General features: G+C 63.8%; 16 protein-coding genes. 3 read left to right on the top strand and 13 right to left on the bottom strand.

What is annotated here, in order from left to right; all coding sequences use genetic code 11:
* From Q8N40_RS07465 to Q8N40_RS07455, 3 genes are all read right to left on the bottom strand, one after another.
* Positions 1-343 (bottom strand): ATP12 family chaperone protein (locus Q8N40_RS07465; RefSeq protein WP_305711360.1); only part of this gene is annotated, 343 nt, incomplete at its 3' end.
* Between the two features lie 120 nt (positions 344-463).
* Positions 464-772, bottom strand: a complete 309-nt coding sequence (locus Q8N40_RS07460; RefSeq protein ID WP_305319822.1) for a hypothetical protein — start codon at positions 770-772, stop codon at positions 464-466.
* A 52-nt stretch (positions 773-824) separates the two neighbouring features.
* Entirely contained in the window at positions 825-2,024 is a 1,200-nt protein-coding gene (locus Q8N40_RS07455) for an RluA family pseudouridine synthase (protein WP_305711359.1), read from the bottom strand.
* A 128-nt stretch (positions 2,025-2,152) separates the two neighbouring features.
* Here Q8N40_RS07455 and Q8N40_RS07450 point away from each other — a divergent pair, with 128 nt between their 5' ends.
* On the top strand, positions 2,153-3,097 hold the full coding sequence (locus Q8N40_RS07450) for an alpha/beta hydrolase (protein WP_305711358.1): 945 nt from the start codon (positions 2,153-2,155) through the stop codon (positions 3,095-3,097).
* Positions 3,098-3,101: 4 nt separating this feature from the next.
* On the opposite strand, the gene Q8N40_RS07445 is transcribed toward Q8N40_RS07450, so the two are convergent.
* A complete protein-coding gene (locus Q8N40_RS07445) occupies positions 3,102-4,016 on the bottom strand; it encodes a M48 family metallopeptidase (protein ID WP_305711357.1) in 915 nt (304 codons plus the stop codon).
* 20 nt (positions 4,017-4,036) lie between these two features.
* On the opposite strand from Q8N40_RS07445, the gene Q8N40_RS07440 reads away from it, so the two are divergent.
* The gene (locus tag Q8N40_RS07440; RefSeq protein ID WP_305321600.1) at positions 4,037-4,237 is read left to right on the top strand and encodes a hypothetical protein; all 201 of its coding nucleotides are present in this window, start codon (positions 4,037-4,039) and stop codon (positions 4,235-4,237) included.
* Here Q8N40_RS07440 and Q8N40_RS07435 read toward each other — a convergent pair.
* Together Q8N40_RS07435 and Q8N40_RS07430 are read right to left on the bottom strand one after the other, a co-directional pair.
* On the bottom strand, positions 4,234-5,568 hold the full coding sequence (locus Q8N40_RS07435) for a replication-associated recombination protein A (RefSeq protein ID WP_305711356.1): 1,335 nt from the start codon (positions 5,566-5,568) through the stop codon (positions 4,234-4,236). The two genes, Q8N40_RS07440 and Q8N40_RS07435, sit on opposite strands and share 4 nt — an antisense overlap.
* Entirely contained in the window at positions 5,565-6,944 is a 1,380-nt protein-coding gene (locus Q8N40_RS07430; RefSeq protein WP_305321603.1) for a DegQ family serine endoprotease, read from the bottom strand. Before Q8N40_RS07430 ends, Q8N40_RS07435 begins: the two co-directional genes overlap by 4 nt.
* 235 nt (positions 6,945-7,179) lie before the next feature.
* On the opposite strand from Q8N40_RS07430, the gene Q8N40_RS07425 reads away from it, so the two are divergent.
* The gene (locus tag Q8N40_RS07425) at positions 7,180-8,193 is read left to right on the top strand and encodes a zinc-binding alcohol dehydrogenase family protein (protein ID WP_305711355.1); all 1,014 of its coding nucleotides are present in this window, start codon (positions 7,180-7,182) and stop codon (positions 8,191-8,193) included.
* Between the two features lie 84 nt (positions 8,194-8,277).
* On the opposite strand, the gene hisC is transcribed toward Q8N40_RS07425, so the two are convergent.
* The 7 genes from hisC to Q8N40_RS07390 all read right to left on the bottom strand — a co-directional run.
* Complete coding sequence (hisC, locus tag Q8N40_RS07420; protein WP_305711361.1) at positions 8,278-9,354, bottom strand: histidinol-phosphate transaminase; 1,077 nt, start codon at positions 9,352-9,354, stop codon at positions 8,278-8,280.
* A gap of 85 nt (positions 9,355-9,439) precedes the next feature.
* The gene (gene rplQ, locus Q8N40_RS07415) at positions 9,440-9,856 is read right to left on the bottom strand and encodes a 50S ribosomal protein L17 (protein WP_304743640.1); all 417 of its coding nucleotides are present in this window, start codon (positions 9,854-9,856) and stop codon (positions 9,440-9,442) included.
* Between the two features lie 186 nt (positions 9,857-10,042).
* Positions 10,043-11,074, bottom strand: coding sequence for a DNA-directed RNA polymerase subunit alpha (locus Q8N40_RS07410; RefSeq protein ID WP_304743642.1), 1,032 nt, complete (start codon positions 11,072-11,074; stop codon positions 10,043-10,045).
* A 98-nt stretch (positions 11,075-11,172) separates the two neighbouring features.
* Positions 11,173-11,562, bottom strand: a complete 390-nt coding sequence (gene rpsK, locus Q8N40_RS07405) for a 30S ribosomal protein S11 (RefSeq protein ID WP_007603045.1) — start codon at positions 11,560-11,562, stop codon at positions 11,173-11,175.
* A gap of 110 nt (positions 11,563-11,672) precedes the next feature.
* Positions 11,673-12,041: a 30S ribosomal protein S13 gene (gene rpsM / locus Q8N40_RS07400; RefSeq protein WP_305319460.1), complete on the bottom strand. Its 369-nt coding sequence runs from the start codon at positions 12,039-12,041 to the stop codon at positions 11,673-11,675.
* A 181-nt stretch (positions 12,042-12,222) separates the two neighbouring features.
* Positions 12,223-13,137: an adenylate kinase gene (locus Q8N40_RS07395; RefSeq protein ID WP_305711354.1), complete on the bottom strand. Its 915-nt coding sequence runs from the start codon at positions 13,135-13,137 to the stop codon at positions 12,223-12,225.
* A gap of 127 nt (positions 13,138-13,264) precedes the next feature.
* Positions 13,265-14,104, bottom strand: an 840-nt coding sequence (locus Q8N40_RS07390) for a preprotein translocase subunit SecY (RefSeq protein ID WP_305711353.1), incomplete at its 5' end; no start/stop codon positions are given.

Below are 14,104 nucleotides of genomic sequence, written 5' to 3'. Positions count from 1 at the left end.
TCGCAACGTCGTCGGTGACGGCCTCGACCCGATCGACCACGGCATCGACGACGCTGTTGGCGAACCGCGTCATCGGCATCGACAGGGGATCGATGAACTCCGGCTGCGCCTCCCATTCCCCGGCGATGGCGTCGGCGATCTTCCGGGTGGGTGCTGCCAGCGCACGGCCAGAGGGCGTACGGACCGGCTTGCCATCCAGCGTGATCGCGAAACCGCCGGGGCCTTCAGCCACGCCGGCACGGGCGTAAAAGCGCTTGCGGCGCGGACCACGCGTGGTGCGCCGCACCGCCTCCTCCGGATCGAGCCGGGATTGCCCGGCCACTTCATCGAACAGTTCGCGCATGCGGGTTTCGGACTCTGTCGCCAGTTAAAGTTACAGCGCGAGAGTACGGTATGGGGGACTACAAATAAAGCGAGCCGACTGACGATGGCGAGCAACTTCAGCCGGTTTTGGCGGTTGCCGCTACTGATTGGCGCAGGCGCGCGAATAGGCCGAGCGCTCATTGGGGCGGAGCCCCGCGGCGGCACCGTCCTGGAGGCATTTGGCGATGCGGTCGCCGAACGAGTCGCGCGGCAGGCCCTGGACCTTCGGCACCGGCAGCGTCGCGTCCAGTTTCGGAATCGCCGGCACCTCGATCTTCGGGGGCGGCGGCGGCGGAGGCAGCGGCGGGTTGAATTGCGAGCCACCCGGCGGAACCACCTGCGCGGAGGCGGTACTCACCGCCATCAGCGTCCACAGCACCGCACTCCCAGGGATAGATGATCTCTTCATCGATCTCATGTCGTGATCCGCCGCACGGCCCGCAAGAAAGCCGCACGCAAAATCATTCTTCAGGTGCATTCTCGATCGGATCGAAGCGGTCGGCCTCAAGGCCGAGCAGGTTCCAGGATTGCAGCATATGCGGCGGCAGCGGCGCGGTGACGTCGATGGTGCCGCCGCGCGGATGTGGAATCGAAATCCGGCGCGCCAGCAGATGCAGCCGCTTCTGCAGTCCGCCCGGCAGTTCCCAGTTCTCCTTGTTGAAATATTTGGGATCGCCGATGATGGCGTGGCCGATATGCGCCATGTGGGCGCGCAACTGGTGGGTCCGCCCGGTGACCGGCTTCAGCGAAACCCAGGCGAGTTTTGTGGCCGAGGTTTCGACCACGGCGTAATAGGTCACGGCATGGCTGGCGCCCTCGTCGCCATGCTTGGCGATCACCATGATGGTGTCGTCCTCGCTCTCTTCCTTGGCGAGGTAGGTCGAGATGCGGCCCTGCTTCGGCTTCGGCACACCCGCCACCAGCGCCCAGTAGACTTTTCGCGCGGAGCGATGGCGGAACGAGCCGGTCAGCGCGGTCGCGGCAAATCGCGTCTTGGCGATCAGCAGGCAGCCCGCGGTTTCCTTGTCGAGCCGGTGCACCAGCCGCGGCTTCTGCCCCTTGGCGTCGCGCATCACTTCCAGCATGTCGTCGACATTTCGGGTGATGCCGGAACCGCCCTGCACGGCGAGCCCTGCGGGCTTGTTCAGCACCATGACGTCGGCGTCCTCGAACAGGATCATGTCCTTCAGCGCCTGCAGCGTCTTGGTTGCGGCTTCCGAAAGACTGCCGACGACCTTGGCCGCGTCGAGCTTGAGCGGCGGAATCCGGATGCTCTGCCCTTCCTCGATGCGGTCCTTGCTGTCGGCGCGCTTGCCGTTGACGCGCAGCTCGCCTTTGCGGACGATGCGCTGGATGTGGGAGAACGACAGGCCGGGAAAGCGCGCTTCCAGAAAGCGATCGACCCGCATGTTGTTCTCATCCGCGGTCACCACCACGGTCTGTACCTTGGTCGGCAACGGGGCCGGCTCGGGCGCCACCTTCTCGGGCTCCGGAATGAACGGCGCCGGTCTTGGCGCACGGGGCGCCGAAGCGGCAAAGCGCGCAGAGGGCTTGCCGCCCGGACGCGCCGGCGGCCGCTCGGCCTGCGAGCCACGGTACGGACGCGCGCCCTTCGGGCGATCGCCCGCCGGGCGAAGGGGTCTCTTGACGCGACGGCTCATGACTCAGCGGCTCCGGATTTGGACGTTGGGTAGCCCAAAAGCAGCGAATCGTCACGGCGAAATCGGTATAAAATGGGTATCGGATCGGCCATGCTGAGCAAAACAGGCCTAAATGGAAGCCTTCCGTGATGCTGCTACCGAAATTGGCCTTTGGTCTTGTCGCGGCCTTGATCGCAAGCCCCGCGTGGGCGCAACAAAGCCCGATGCCGGCGGAGATCGCGGTCAGGCTGCTGGAGATGGGCCGCGTCATCGACCCGCCGAAGACCCTGGCGATCTACGCGCCGCTGCAACAAAAGGAGCCCTATCAGGGCGTCAGGACCGAGCGCGACGTCAAATACGGCGCCGCCGAGCGCAACCTGCTCGATGTTTTCGTGCCGGAGACGGCCGCATCTCCCCGGCCGGTGCTGACCTTCGTCCATGGCGGCGCGTTCGTCGGCGGCAACAAGCGAACGACGCCGACCAGTCCGTTCTACGACAACATCATGCTGTGGGCGGCGAAGAACGGTTTTGTCGGCGTCAATGTCGCCTATCGCCTCGCACCGCAATCACCCTGGCCGGCGGGCGCTCGGGATCTCGCCAGCGCGGTTCGATGGATCTCGGACAGGATCGGCGAACGCGGCGGCGATCCCTCACGCATCTATCTGATGGGACATTCCGCCGGCGCGGTTCACGTCTCGAACTATGTCTCGCATCCCGAGTTTCACGAAGTGAAGGGAGGCGGTCTGGCCGGCGCGATCATGGTCTCGGGCATTTACGACCTGACCGCGATGCCGCTTGCCGAAACCCAGATCGCTTACTTCGGCACCGATCCGGCGCGCTATGCCGAACGCTCCTCGCTGGCGGGTCTGGCGACGACCGACATCCCGCTGATGCTGGCTGCCGCCGAACTGGACCCGGAGGGCTTCGTGCTGCAATTCGATCGGATGAAGCAAGCGACGTGCAAGCGCGCGGTCGGATGTGCCCGCGCGGTGCTGCTGCCGCAGCACAGTCACATGTCGGAGGTCTATTCGATCAACACCGCGGATACGCGGCTGACCGATCAGATCCTGGATTTCGTCAAGACGGGCAAATAGCCGCTCACTTGCACTGCGCGCTGCTGCGCACGGCAGTCAGATCGGTATTGGCGTTGCCGGAAGGGCGTTGCTTGACGGCTTCGTCCGCCGCGGCACAGGCCGCCGCGGGGTCGCCGTTTTGCAACCGGGCCCAGGCAAGATTCGTCCAGCCGTCGCGAAGATCCGGAGCGTCCTTGACGGCCTGCTCCAGCACTGGCTGCGCATCGCGTGGCCGCTTGGCGATCAGGAGCATCTTGCCGTAATCCGCGTTGAGCGACTTCAACGGATTGGGCTGCTTGCGCGCTATCCTGAACATCTCGTCGGCAAAATCGTTGTCACGGAAACGCATCTGAGCGATCACGGCGAAGCCGTGATAGACGCCGCTCTGTTCCGGCGCCAGCAGAAAGGCCTGATTGAACCGCTGGGCCGCTTCGCCGGCGTTGCCCTTGGTTACGGCCCTCCAGCCGCGTTTGGTCGTTTCTTCAAAAGCCTTCTCCCGCGTTCCCACCGCCTCGATCATCGCCTTGACGAATTTTTCGTCAGCGGCTTTCTGCGCCGAATCCTTCACGACAAATCCGAAGAACGGCTGCTCGCTGGTCGGTCCGGAGAAGGTTTTCTTCGTCACCTGCACACCCGGCGTAACCTCGACAGTATCGGCTGACGCCGCACCAGCCAAAAACAGCAGAGTGCCAATGACGGCAAGCAGCCCGACCAGCGACCGCGAGCCCTTGTGACGCAAGCCCGTCGGGTGATCGCCTGACCGGCGATGCTTTGGCAGCGGACTGTTCGCGCGGAGGCTCATGATTGTTTCGGTTCCTGACCAAGCCGTTGGGTAGCGCAAAACCCGCGCACGGTCACGGTGAAATCGGTACAAATTCCGACCCGCAACCCACCCTGAAAGCGGGATTGGAACCATCTGCCGCAGGTCCGCCCAGGTCAAAAGCTGCTATACTTGGCGACATGAAAGTCGAAGACATCGCCGAAGCTGTCGCCAAGCTGCCGCCGGATGAACTCACGCGCTTCCGCCGCTGGTTCAGCGCATTCGAGGCGGGCCGCACCGACCATGCCGACGAACTCGATTCCGCGGCGACGAAGCTCGGCCGTTTCGCCGGCCGCGCCCTTGCGGAACTGAAAAAGCGCACGAAAGACCGTCAGCCCTAGCTTCCACCCCGTTCCCGGCGCAGCTTCGCCCAGTAATCCAGCCGCTTCCTGATCTCGCGTTCAAAACCGCGATCGGGCGGATCGTAAAAAGTCCGGTGGCCCAGCGCGTCCGGGAAATATTCCTGGCCGGAGAACGCCTCCGGCGTGTCGTGGTCGTATTGATAGCCGCCGCCATAGCCTTCCGACTTCATCAGCCTGGTCGGCGAATTCAAAATGTGCTTGGGGGGCAGCAGCGAGCCGCCCTCCTTCGCTACGGCCATCGCGGCGCCAAAGGCCTTGTAGGCGGCGTTGGATTTCGGCGCAGTGGCGAGATAGATCACGGCCTGCGCGATCGCGAGTTCGCCTTCGGGAGAACCCAGGAAATCATAGGCATCCTTGGCGGCATTGCAGACCGCCAGCGCCTGCGGATCGGCGAGGCCGATATCCTCGACCGCCATGCGGACCACGCGGCGGGCCAGGAACAGCGGGTCCTCGCCGGCATCCATCATGCGGCAGAGATAGTAGAGTGCAGCATCCGGATCGGAACCGCGCACCGATTTATGCAGCGCCGAGATCAGATTGTAATGGCCGTCGGCCGATTTGTCGTAGATCGGCGCGCGGCGCTGCAGGATTTCCTGCAACTGCACGGCATTGAAGATCTCGTTTTCGCGCGCGGCGCGCCAGACCTCTTCGGCGAGCGTCAGCGACGCGCGGCCGTCGCCGTCGGCCATCCGCACCAGCACGGCGCGCGCTTCGGCATCGAGCGGCAGCTTCCTGCCTTCGGTCTTCTCGGCATGCGCGAACAGTTTTTCGATCGCCGCGGCATCGAGCGACTGGAACACCAGCACGCGGGCACGCGACAGCAAAGCGGCGTTGAGTTCGAACGAGGGATTTTCGGTGGTGGCGCCGACCAGCACCACGGTGCCGTCTTCCATTACAGGCAGAAACGAATCCTGCTGCGCGCGGTTGAATCTGTGAACCTCGTCGACGAACAACAGCGTGCCCTTGCCCATCTCGCGCCGGGCGCGGGCGGCATCGAATACTTTCTTCAGGTCCGCGACGCCGGAAAACACCGCGGATATCTGCTCGAAATGCAGCTCGGTCGCATCGGCCAAGAGCCGCGCCACCGTGGTCTTGCCGGTACCGGGCGGTCCCCAGAACACCAGCGAGCCCAGCGTCCGCGTCGCCAGCATCCGCGTCAGCGCGCCGTCGGGTCCGAGGATATGGTCCTGACCGACCACGTCCGACAGCACGGCCGGGCGCAACCGGTCCGGCAACGGACGCGGCGCGTCCTGTTCCATCCCTGCGGCGGCGAACAGGTTGGCGCTTTCGCGTGGGCGCTTCGGGCTCATCCGCCGAGCGTGACGTTGATCTGCTGGCCGCCCCGCACGACGATGATGCGCCAGAGCCGCGCGCTCTCGCGCGTCGCCTTTTCAAGATCGCTGGTCCTGGCGATCTTCTGGTTGTTGACGGCCAGGATGATGTCGCCCTTCTGGAAACCGACGCTGGCGGCGGTTGCGCCATCGGCGAGTTCGGTGACCACTACGCCCTTGGTGTCGGCATCAATGCGCAATTCGTCCGCCACCGCCGGCGAAATGTTCGCTACCCTGGCGCCCTGGAACGGCGAGCGTGAGGTCAGGACGATCTCGTCGCGCCCGGTGTCGGGCGCGGTTTCGAGCGGCACCGTCAGCTTCACGGTCTTGCCGGCGCGCTGCACGTCGATCTGCGCGTTGCCGCCGAGCGGACGGGTGGCGAAGCGATAGTCGAAGCCGCTGGGATCGTCGACGGTCTGGCCGTCGATCGCGACCACCAGATCGGACAGTTTCAGCCCTGCCCGCGCCGCCGGGCTGCCCGCCGTGACGTTGGCGACCAGCGCGCCGGAGGGAACGCGGAGCCCCAGCGTCTCGGCGATCTCGGGCGTCACCGCCTGCAACCGGGCGCCGAGCCACGGCCGCTTCACCGCCTTGCCGCCGCTCTTGGCGGAGGCGACCACGACGCGCACCATGTTGGCGGGGATCGCAAAGCCGATGCCCTGCGAGCCGCCGGAGCGCGAGAAGATCGCGGTGTTGATGCCGACGAGCTTGCCGGCCATGTCGACCAGCGCACCGCCGGAATTGCCGGGATTGATGGCGGCGTCGGTCTGGATGAAGAACTGGTAGTCGGTGATGCCGACTTGCGTTCGCGCCAGCGCCGAGATGATGCCGTGGGTCACCGTCTGTCCGACGCCGAACGGATTTCCGATCGCCAGCACGACGTCGCCGACCAGCAACTCGTCCGAATTGGCGAAATCGAGTGTCGCGAATTTCTCCTTGCCATCCTTGATCCGCAACACCGCGAGATCGGTGCGGCTGTCCTTCAGCACGATCTCGGCCTCGAATTCGCGCTTGTCGGAGAGCGAAATCTTGACCTGGTCGGCGCCTTCGATGACGTGGTTGTTGGTCACGACGAGGCCGGATGAATCCACCATCACGCCGGATCCGAGCGAGCGCTGCATCTGCTCCGGCTGCTGGCCGGGAACGCCGAAGAAGCGGCGGAAGATCGGATCATCCAGCAGCGGATTGCGGTTCTGCACCACCTTGGCGGCATAGACGTTGACCACCGCCGGCTGCACCCGCTGCACGATCGGCGCGTAGGACAGCCGCAGCTCCACGGGTGAATTCGGCACGCGGCGGTCCTGCGACATCGCCGGGACGGAAGCGGCCGCAAGGGCCAGCAAGGCCGCGATCATACGAACAACAAGCATGAAAAAATTCCCTGGGGATTTGATGGTGCGAATATAGGCGTACCGGCCCGCGAATAGAAGCAATTGCGAGGCTCGATCGGCCGGTTATGGCCCGATTCATCGGGGCGCAATTCGCTGATCGGAGCGCGTTTTACGCTCAAACCTTGCAATTTCGGCCCTGAAACCGCAGGTAAAGCGGGAGCACCGGCGTATAGCCGCCGGCGACAAGGAGAACCGCCCAATGAAGGCCGTCGGATACCAGAAATCGCTTCCCATCGATGACGCCAGCTCGCTGGTCGATTTCGAGGCCGCCAAGCCGGAACCGAAGGGCCGCGACATCCGCGTCGCCGTAAAGGCCATTTCGGCCAATCCGGTCGATTACAAGGTGCGCAAGCGCGCCGCACCCCCGGCGGGCCAAACCAAGATCCTGGGCTATGACGCCGCCGGGATCATCGACGCGATAGGCCCCGACGTCACGCTGTTCAAGCCGGGCGACGAGGTGTTCTATGCCGGCTCGATCCTGCGCCAGGGTACCAATTCGGAATTTCACCTGGTCGACGAGCGCATCGTCGGCGCCAAGCCGAAGACGCTTTCTTTCGCGCAGTCCGCCGCCCTGCCCCTGACTTCGATCACCGCATGGGAATTGCTGTTCGACCGTTTGGGTGCGGTACCCGGCAAGAGCGTCGATCCGCGCACGCTGTTGATCATCGGCGGCGCCGGCGGCGTCGGCTCAATCCTGATCCAGCTCGCGCGTCGGCTCACCGGCCTTACCGTCGTAGCCTCCGCCTCGCGACCGGAATCGCAAGAATGGTGTCTCGATCTTGGCGCGCATGCGGTGATCGACCACGCCAGGCCGATGAAGGAGCAGATCGAAAAACTCAAACTGCCGCCGGTGGCGCTGATCGCCAGCCTCACCAATACCGAACAGCACTACAAGGCATTGGCCGACATCATTGCGCCGCAGGGCAAGTTCGGCCTGATCGACGATCCCCAGGAATTCACGTTCAGTGTCTTCAAGGGCAAGGCGGTTTCGGTGCACTGGGAGTCGATGTTCACGCGCTCATCGTTCCAGACGCCCGACATGATCGCCCAGCACAATTTGCTCAACGACGTCGCCGACCTGATCGACAAGGGTGTGCTGCGCACCACGCTCGACCAGGCGTTCGGCGCCATCAACGCTGCCAATCTGAAGCGCGCCCATGCGTTACTGGAGAGCGGCAAGTCGCGCGGCAAGATCGTGCTCGAGGGTTGGTAACGATTTGCGCAGGGTGGGTTTGCGCAGCGTAACCCACCAGTTTTGTCGCTCGGATCGTCCGATAGTAGTGGGCTATGCCTTCGGCTAACCCACCCTACGATCGTTGCCCAAAATTTCCGATAGTTCCGACAACAGCCGATCGATTTGCTCGTCGCTGCCCACGGTGATCCGTAGATAGCCGGAGATGCGGGCTGCGGAAAAATGGCGGACGATCACCGCCCGTTGGCGCAGTGCCGCGGCAAGTGCTGCGCCCTCATGCTCCGGATGACGCGCGAAGACGAAGTTGGCGGAGGACGGCAACACGTCAAAGCCAAGCGCGACCAGTCCTCCGTTCAGCCGCTCCCGGCCCTGGATCACGCGAGCCCGGCTCTGTTGAAACCAGGCTTCGTCCTGCAGCGAGGCGATGGCGCCGGCCTGGGCGGGCCGGCCGAGCGGATAGGAGTTGAAACTGTCCTTCACCCTTGTGAGTGCCTCGATCAGGTCGGCGTCGCCGATCGCATAGCCGACACGCAGGCCCGCCAGCGCTCGGGACTTGGACATGGTTTGCACGACCAGCAGGTTCGGGTGCGAGGCGACCAGCGGAATCGCGGTCTCGGCGCCGAAATCGACATAGGCCTCGTCGATGACCACGGGCGCGTCGGGATGTTGCGCCAGCAGGGTCGCGATCTCGGCCCGAGACAACGCAACGCCGGTTGGCGCATTCGGATTGGGGATGATGAGCGCGCCGGCCGGCCGCAGGTAATCCGCGACGCGGATGTTCAAGGCCGCATCAAGCGGCACGGCTTCAAAGGCGATGCCGAACAGGCGGCAATAGACCGGGTAGAAACTGTAGGTGATGTCAGGGAACAGCAACGGCGTATCGTGCTTCAGCAGTGCTGCAAAGGCGTGCGCCAGCACCTCGTCCGAGCCGTTGCCGACGAACACCTGTTCGGGCTGGACCTGATGGTAGCTGGCCAGGGCAGCCCGCAGCGCTGTGGCCTGCGGGTCCGGATACAGCCGCAGCGCATCAGTCGCCTCGCCACGGATCGCTTCCAGCACGCGCGGCGAAGGACCGAGCGGATTTTCATTAGTGTTGAGCTTGACCAGATCCGCGATGCGGGGCTGTTCGCCCGGGACGTAGGGTCGGAGGTCGTACGTCAGGCTGCTCCAGAATCGGCTCATTGCTCTGCCCAGATCGCTATGATCGGTGATACCCATAAAAAAGCGGCGCACCGGGCGCCGCTTTTCAAAAGCTGTTTCGGGAAGCTTACGCCGCTTCGGCGGACTTTTCCTGCACCGGTCCGGAGTCGAGGCCCTTGGCGTCGACGTCGCGGTCGACGAATTCGATCACGGCCATCGGCGCGTTGTCGCCGTAGCGGAAGCCGGCCTTGATGATGCGGGTGTAGCCGCCCTGGCGGTCCTTGTAGCGGGTCGCGATCACGTCGAACAGCTTGCGGACCTGGTCGAGGTCGCGCATCTCGGAGATCGCCTGGCGGCGCATCGAGAGGCCGCCCTTCTTGCCGAGCGTGACCAGCTTCTCCACGATCGGGCGAAGCTCCTTGGCCTTCGGCAGCGTGGTGACGATCTGCTCGTGCTTGATCAGCGCCGCGCACATGTTGGCGAACATCGCCTTGCGATGCTCCGCGGTGCGGTTGAGCTTCCGATGAACCTTGCCGTGACGCATGTTGAATTCCTCAATGTTTACTCTGTCGCGACGGCTCGTCGGACAATCTGCTCAGGTGGGCCGCCTGCGTTCGCCCGGGTGTCATTCCGGGACGCGCGAAGCGCGAACCCGGAATCTCGAGATTCCCCGATGCGCAATTGCGCATCTGTGGTTCGATGCTGCGCATCGCCCCGGAACGACGAAAACTCAGTAATGGTCTTCGAAGCGCTTGGCCAACTCGTCGATATTCTCCGGCGGCCAACCGGGCACTTCCATGCCGAGATGCAGACCCATCTGGGCCAGCACTTCCTTGATCTCGTTCAGCGACTTGCGGCCGAAGTTCGGGGTACGGAGCATCTCCGCTTCCGACTTCTGCACGAGGTCGCCGATGTAGACGATGTTGTCGTTCTTCAGGCAGTTCGCCGAACGCACCGACAATTCGAGTTCGTCGACCTTCTTCAGGAACGCCGGGTTGAACGCGAGATCGGGGATGATCTCCTGCGCCACTTCCTTGCGGGGCTCCTCGAAGTTCACGAACACGTTGAGCTGGTCCTGCAGGATGCGCGCGGCATAAGCCACCGCGTCATCGGGCGAGATCGCGCCGTTGGTCTCGATGGTCATGGTCAGCTTGTCGTAATCGAGGATCTGGCCCTCGCGGGTGTTCTCGACCTTGTAGGAGACCTTGCGGACCGGAGAGAACAGGCTGTCGACCGGGATCAGGCCGATCGGCGCATCCTCGGGACGGTTGCGCTCGGCGGCGACGTAGCCCTTGCCGGCAGCGACCGTGAATTCCATGCGGATTTCGGCGCCCTCGTCCAGCGTGCAGATCTGCAGGTCGGGATTGAGCACCACGACATCGCCGACGGTCTGGATGTCGCCGGCGGTGACGACGCCCGGGCCCTGCTTCTTCACGACCATGCGCTTGGGGCCTTCGCCCTGCATCTTGATCGAGATGTCCTTGATGTTGAGCACGATGTCGGTGACGTCCTCGCGAACGCCAGCGATCGAGGAGAACTCGTGCAGCACGCCGTCGATGTGAACCGACTGTACCGCAGCACCCTGCAGCGAGGACAGCAGGATGCGGCGCAGCGCGTTGCCGAGAGTCTGGCCGAAGCCGCGCTCGAGCGGCTCGGCGACCAGCGTCGCGAAGCGATTCGCGTCGGTGCCCGGCGTTACCTGGAGCTTGTTCGGCCGAATAAGTTCTTGCCAATTTTTCTGGATCGTCACTGTTTCACCCATGCCGTCTACATCACTGGCGTTGGAGAACGCGGATCAGGCCGCGTCAAATACACTGCAAAAGTCATCGCGGGACGGCGATGCCGCCCGCGGTCGTAAAATCAAACGCGCCGGCGCTTGCGCGGACGGCAACCATTGTGCGGGATCGTGGTCACGTCGCGGATCGATGTGACGGTGAAGCCCGCCGCCTGTAGCGCGCGAAGCGCCGATTCGCGGCCCGAACCCGGACCAGCAACTTCAACTTCCAGCGTGCGCATGCCATGTTCCTGCGCCTTCTTGGAGACGTCTTCCGCAGCAACCTGCGCGGCGTAAGGGGTCGACTTGCGCGAGCCCTTGAAGCCCATCGTGCCGGCCGACGACCAGGCAATGGTGTTGCCCTGCGCGTCGGTGATGGTGATGGTCGTGTTGTTGAACGACGAGTTCACGTGCGCAACACCGGATGCAATGTTCTTGCGCTCACGGCGACGTACGCGGGTGGCTTCCTTGCCCATTCCAGAACCTTTCCTAAGATCTCAACGCCGCCGTAATGCCAGCGGCTACACCTGAAAAGCGGTCAGCGAATAGAAACTATTCGCCGCCCGCCAATTCGCTATTCGCGAAATTACTTCTTCTTGCCGGCGATCGACTTGGCCGGCCCCTTGCGCGTGCGCGCGTTGGTGTGGGTACGCTGGCCGCGCACCGGCAATCCGCGGCGATGCCGCAGGCCGCGATAGCAGCCGAGATCCATCAGACGCTTGATGTTCATGCCGGTCTCGCGACGCAGGTCGCCTTCGACCAGATAGTCGCGGTCGATCACTTCGCGGATCTGCAGCACTTCCTGATCGCTCAGCTGATTGACGCGGCGATCTTCGGGAATCTTGACCTTCTCGATGATCTCGGCGGCATTCTTCTGGCCGATGCCATGGATGTACTGGAGCGCGATCAGCACGCGCTTGTTGGTCGGGATATTCACACCGGCAATACGGGCCACGCAGTCTCTCCTGTCGCCGATCCCTGGGACCGGCTGTGTTTTTAGCTATTCTGGGCGGGTGTCCACAAACGCGAACACGACGCCCGTCCCCTTGGTTGTCTCGGGGCCCGGCATCGTCTGGAAACAATCCGACTGGATACCGGGCTTATTAAAGGATTCAACTTGGTTTCGTCAACCGTCTCTAGCGTTTAGCTCGCTTTTTCGTGACCTTTTTGGCAGCTTTCCTGGTCTTGGCGGCGGCGCGGGCCCTGGAGCTGGCTGACGCCTTCCCTGCCGATTTTTTCGCTTTGGAGGCCGTTTTCCCGGCCTTCCGGGAGGCCTTGGCGGGCTTTTTGGCAGCCCCGGCGCCTTTGGCTGCCTTTTTCGCCGCTTTCCCGGAGGCCGCCTTGGCGGCTTTTCCGGTTCCGGCCTTGCTGGCAGCCTTCTTGACGCCCTTCCTGGCTCCCGATTTGGCTTCCTTGGCGGTCCGTTTGGCCACATCCACTCTCCTGGCGGCCCTGGCTTCGACCGCGCCGATCGCGGCAAGGATTCGGTTGATCTCGCGGGTCACCTCTTCGATGGTCATCATACCGTCGACCGTCAGAAGCTTGCGCCGTTCCGAATAATAGTGAATCAGCGGCTCAGTCAGCGAACGGTAGCTCGCCAGCCGCTTCGCCAGCACTTCCGGCGTATCGTCGATTCGCACGTCCTCGCCGCGCGCGCGCATCTCGGCGACCCGGGTTTCGACCCGCTGCAGCAGCGCGCTCTCGTTGACGCGCAACTCCACCACGGCATCGAGTTTGATGTGCTTGTTCTTCAAGAGTTCATCGAGCGCCTCGGCCTGCGGCACCGTGCGTGGAAAACCGTCGAGAATAAAACCCTTCACCGCGTCCGGCTGGTCGAGACGGTCGGAAATGATTCCGATCACGATCTCGTCCGGCACCAGGCCGCCACTGGCCATGATGTCCTTGGCCTTGAGGCCCACAGCCGTCTGCGCCGCCACCGCGGCGCGCAGCATTTCACCGGTCGAGAGCTGGACGATGCCGTGCTTCTGAACCAGACGCTGTGCCTGGGTGCCCTTGCCCGCCCCCGGCGGACCGAGAAGAATCAGTCTCATCGATAATTGCCCCCCGGCTCGGTAAGCGGCCCGCCGCGCACCTTCGCTTCAAAATCCAGCCCAGCGCCAACTACGATCAGCGCGGAAGCGCGGATAGCGAAAGCGATGCAATGCGCGGCATCGGACGTCAGCGGCGACGCCCCCGCAACTTCGACTTCCTGATCAGTCCCTCATATTGATGGGCGAGCAGATAACCCTGCACCTGCGCCACCGTATCCATGGTCACGCTGACCACGATCAGGAGCGACGTTCCGCCGAAGAAGAACGTCACGCCGAGGCCGTTGGTGACGAACCGCGGCAGGATCGCGTCGAGCGACTCGCCGATGAACGGAATCGGCGCCACCTTGAAGCCGGTCATCAGCCACTCCGGGATGATCGCGACCATCGCCAGGTAGACCGCGCCGACAATCGTGATGCGCGCGAGAATCGTGTCGATGTACTCCGCGGTCCGCTTGCCGGGTCGAATGCCGGGCACGAAGCCGCCGTACTTGCGCATGTTCTCCGACACGTCATCCGGGTTGAAGATGATGGCGGTGTAGAAATACGCGAAGAAGATGATGCTCATCACGTAGAGCAGGTTGTAGAGCGGCATCCCGTAATTGATCTGCCGAATCGCCGCGTCGGCCCAGCCGCCCGGGGTCGCCAGCCCCGACATCATCGTCGGGAACGTCAGGATCGAGCTGGCGAAGATCACCGGGATCACGCCGCCGGTGTTGACCTTGAGCGGAATGTGGGTGCTCGAGCCGCCGTACTGGCGCCGCCCGACCACCCGCTTGGCGTACTGCACCGTGATCCGCCGCTGGCCGCGCTCGACGTAGATGATCGCGGCAATCACGCCGACCATCAGCAGCACCAGGAACGCCATCGTGATCAGCCCGATCTGGCCGGTCTGCATCTGCTCGATGGTGCCGACCACGGCGCGCGGGAAGTTGACGACGATGCCGGCGAAGATGATCAGCGACATGCC

It is taken from the genome of Bradyrhizobium sp. (assembly GCF_030693485.1).
Lineage (GTDB): Bacteria > Pseudomonadota > Alphaproteobacteria > Rhizobiales > Xanthobacteraceae > Bradyrhizobium.
This window is presented reverse-complemented; position numbering and strand designations above follow the sequence as displayed.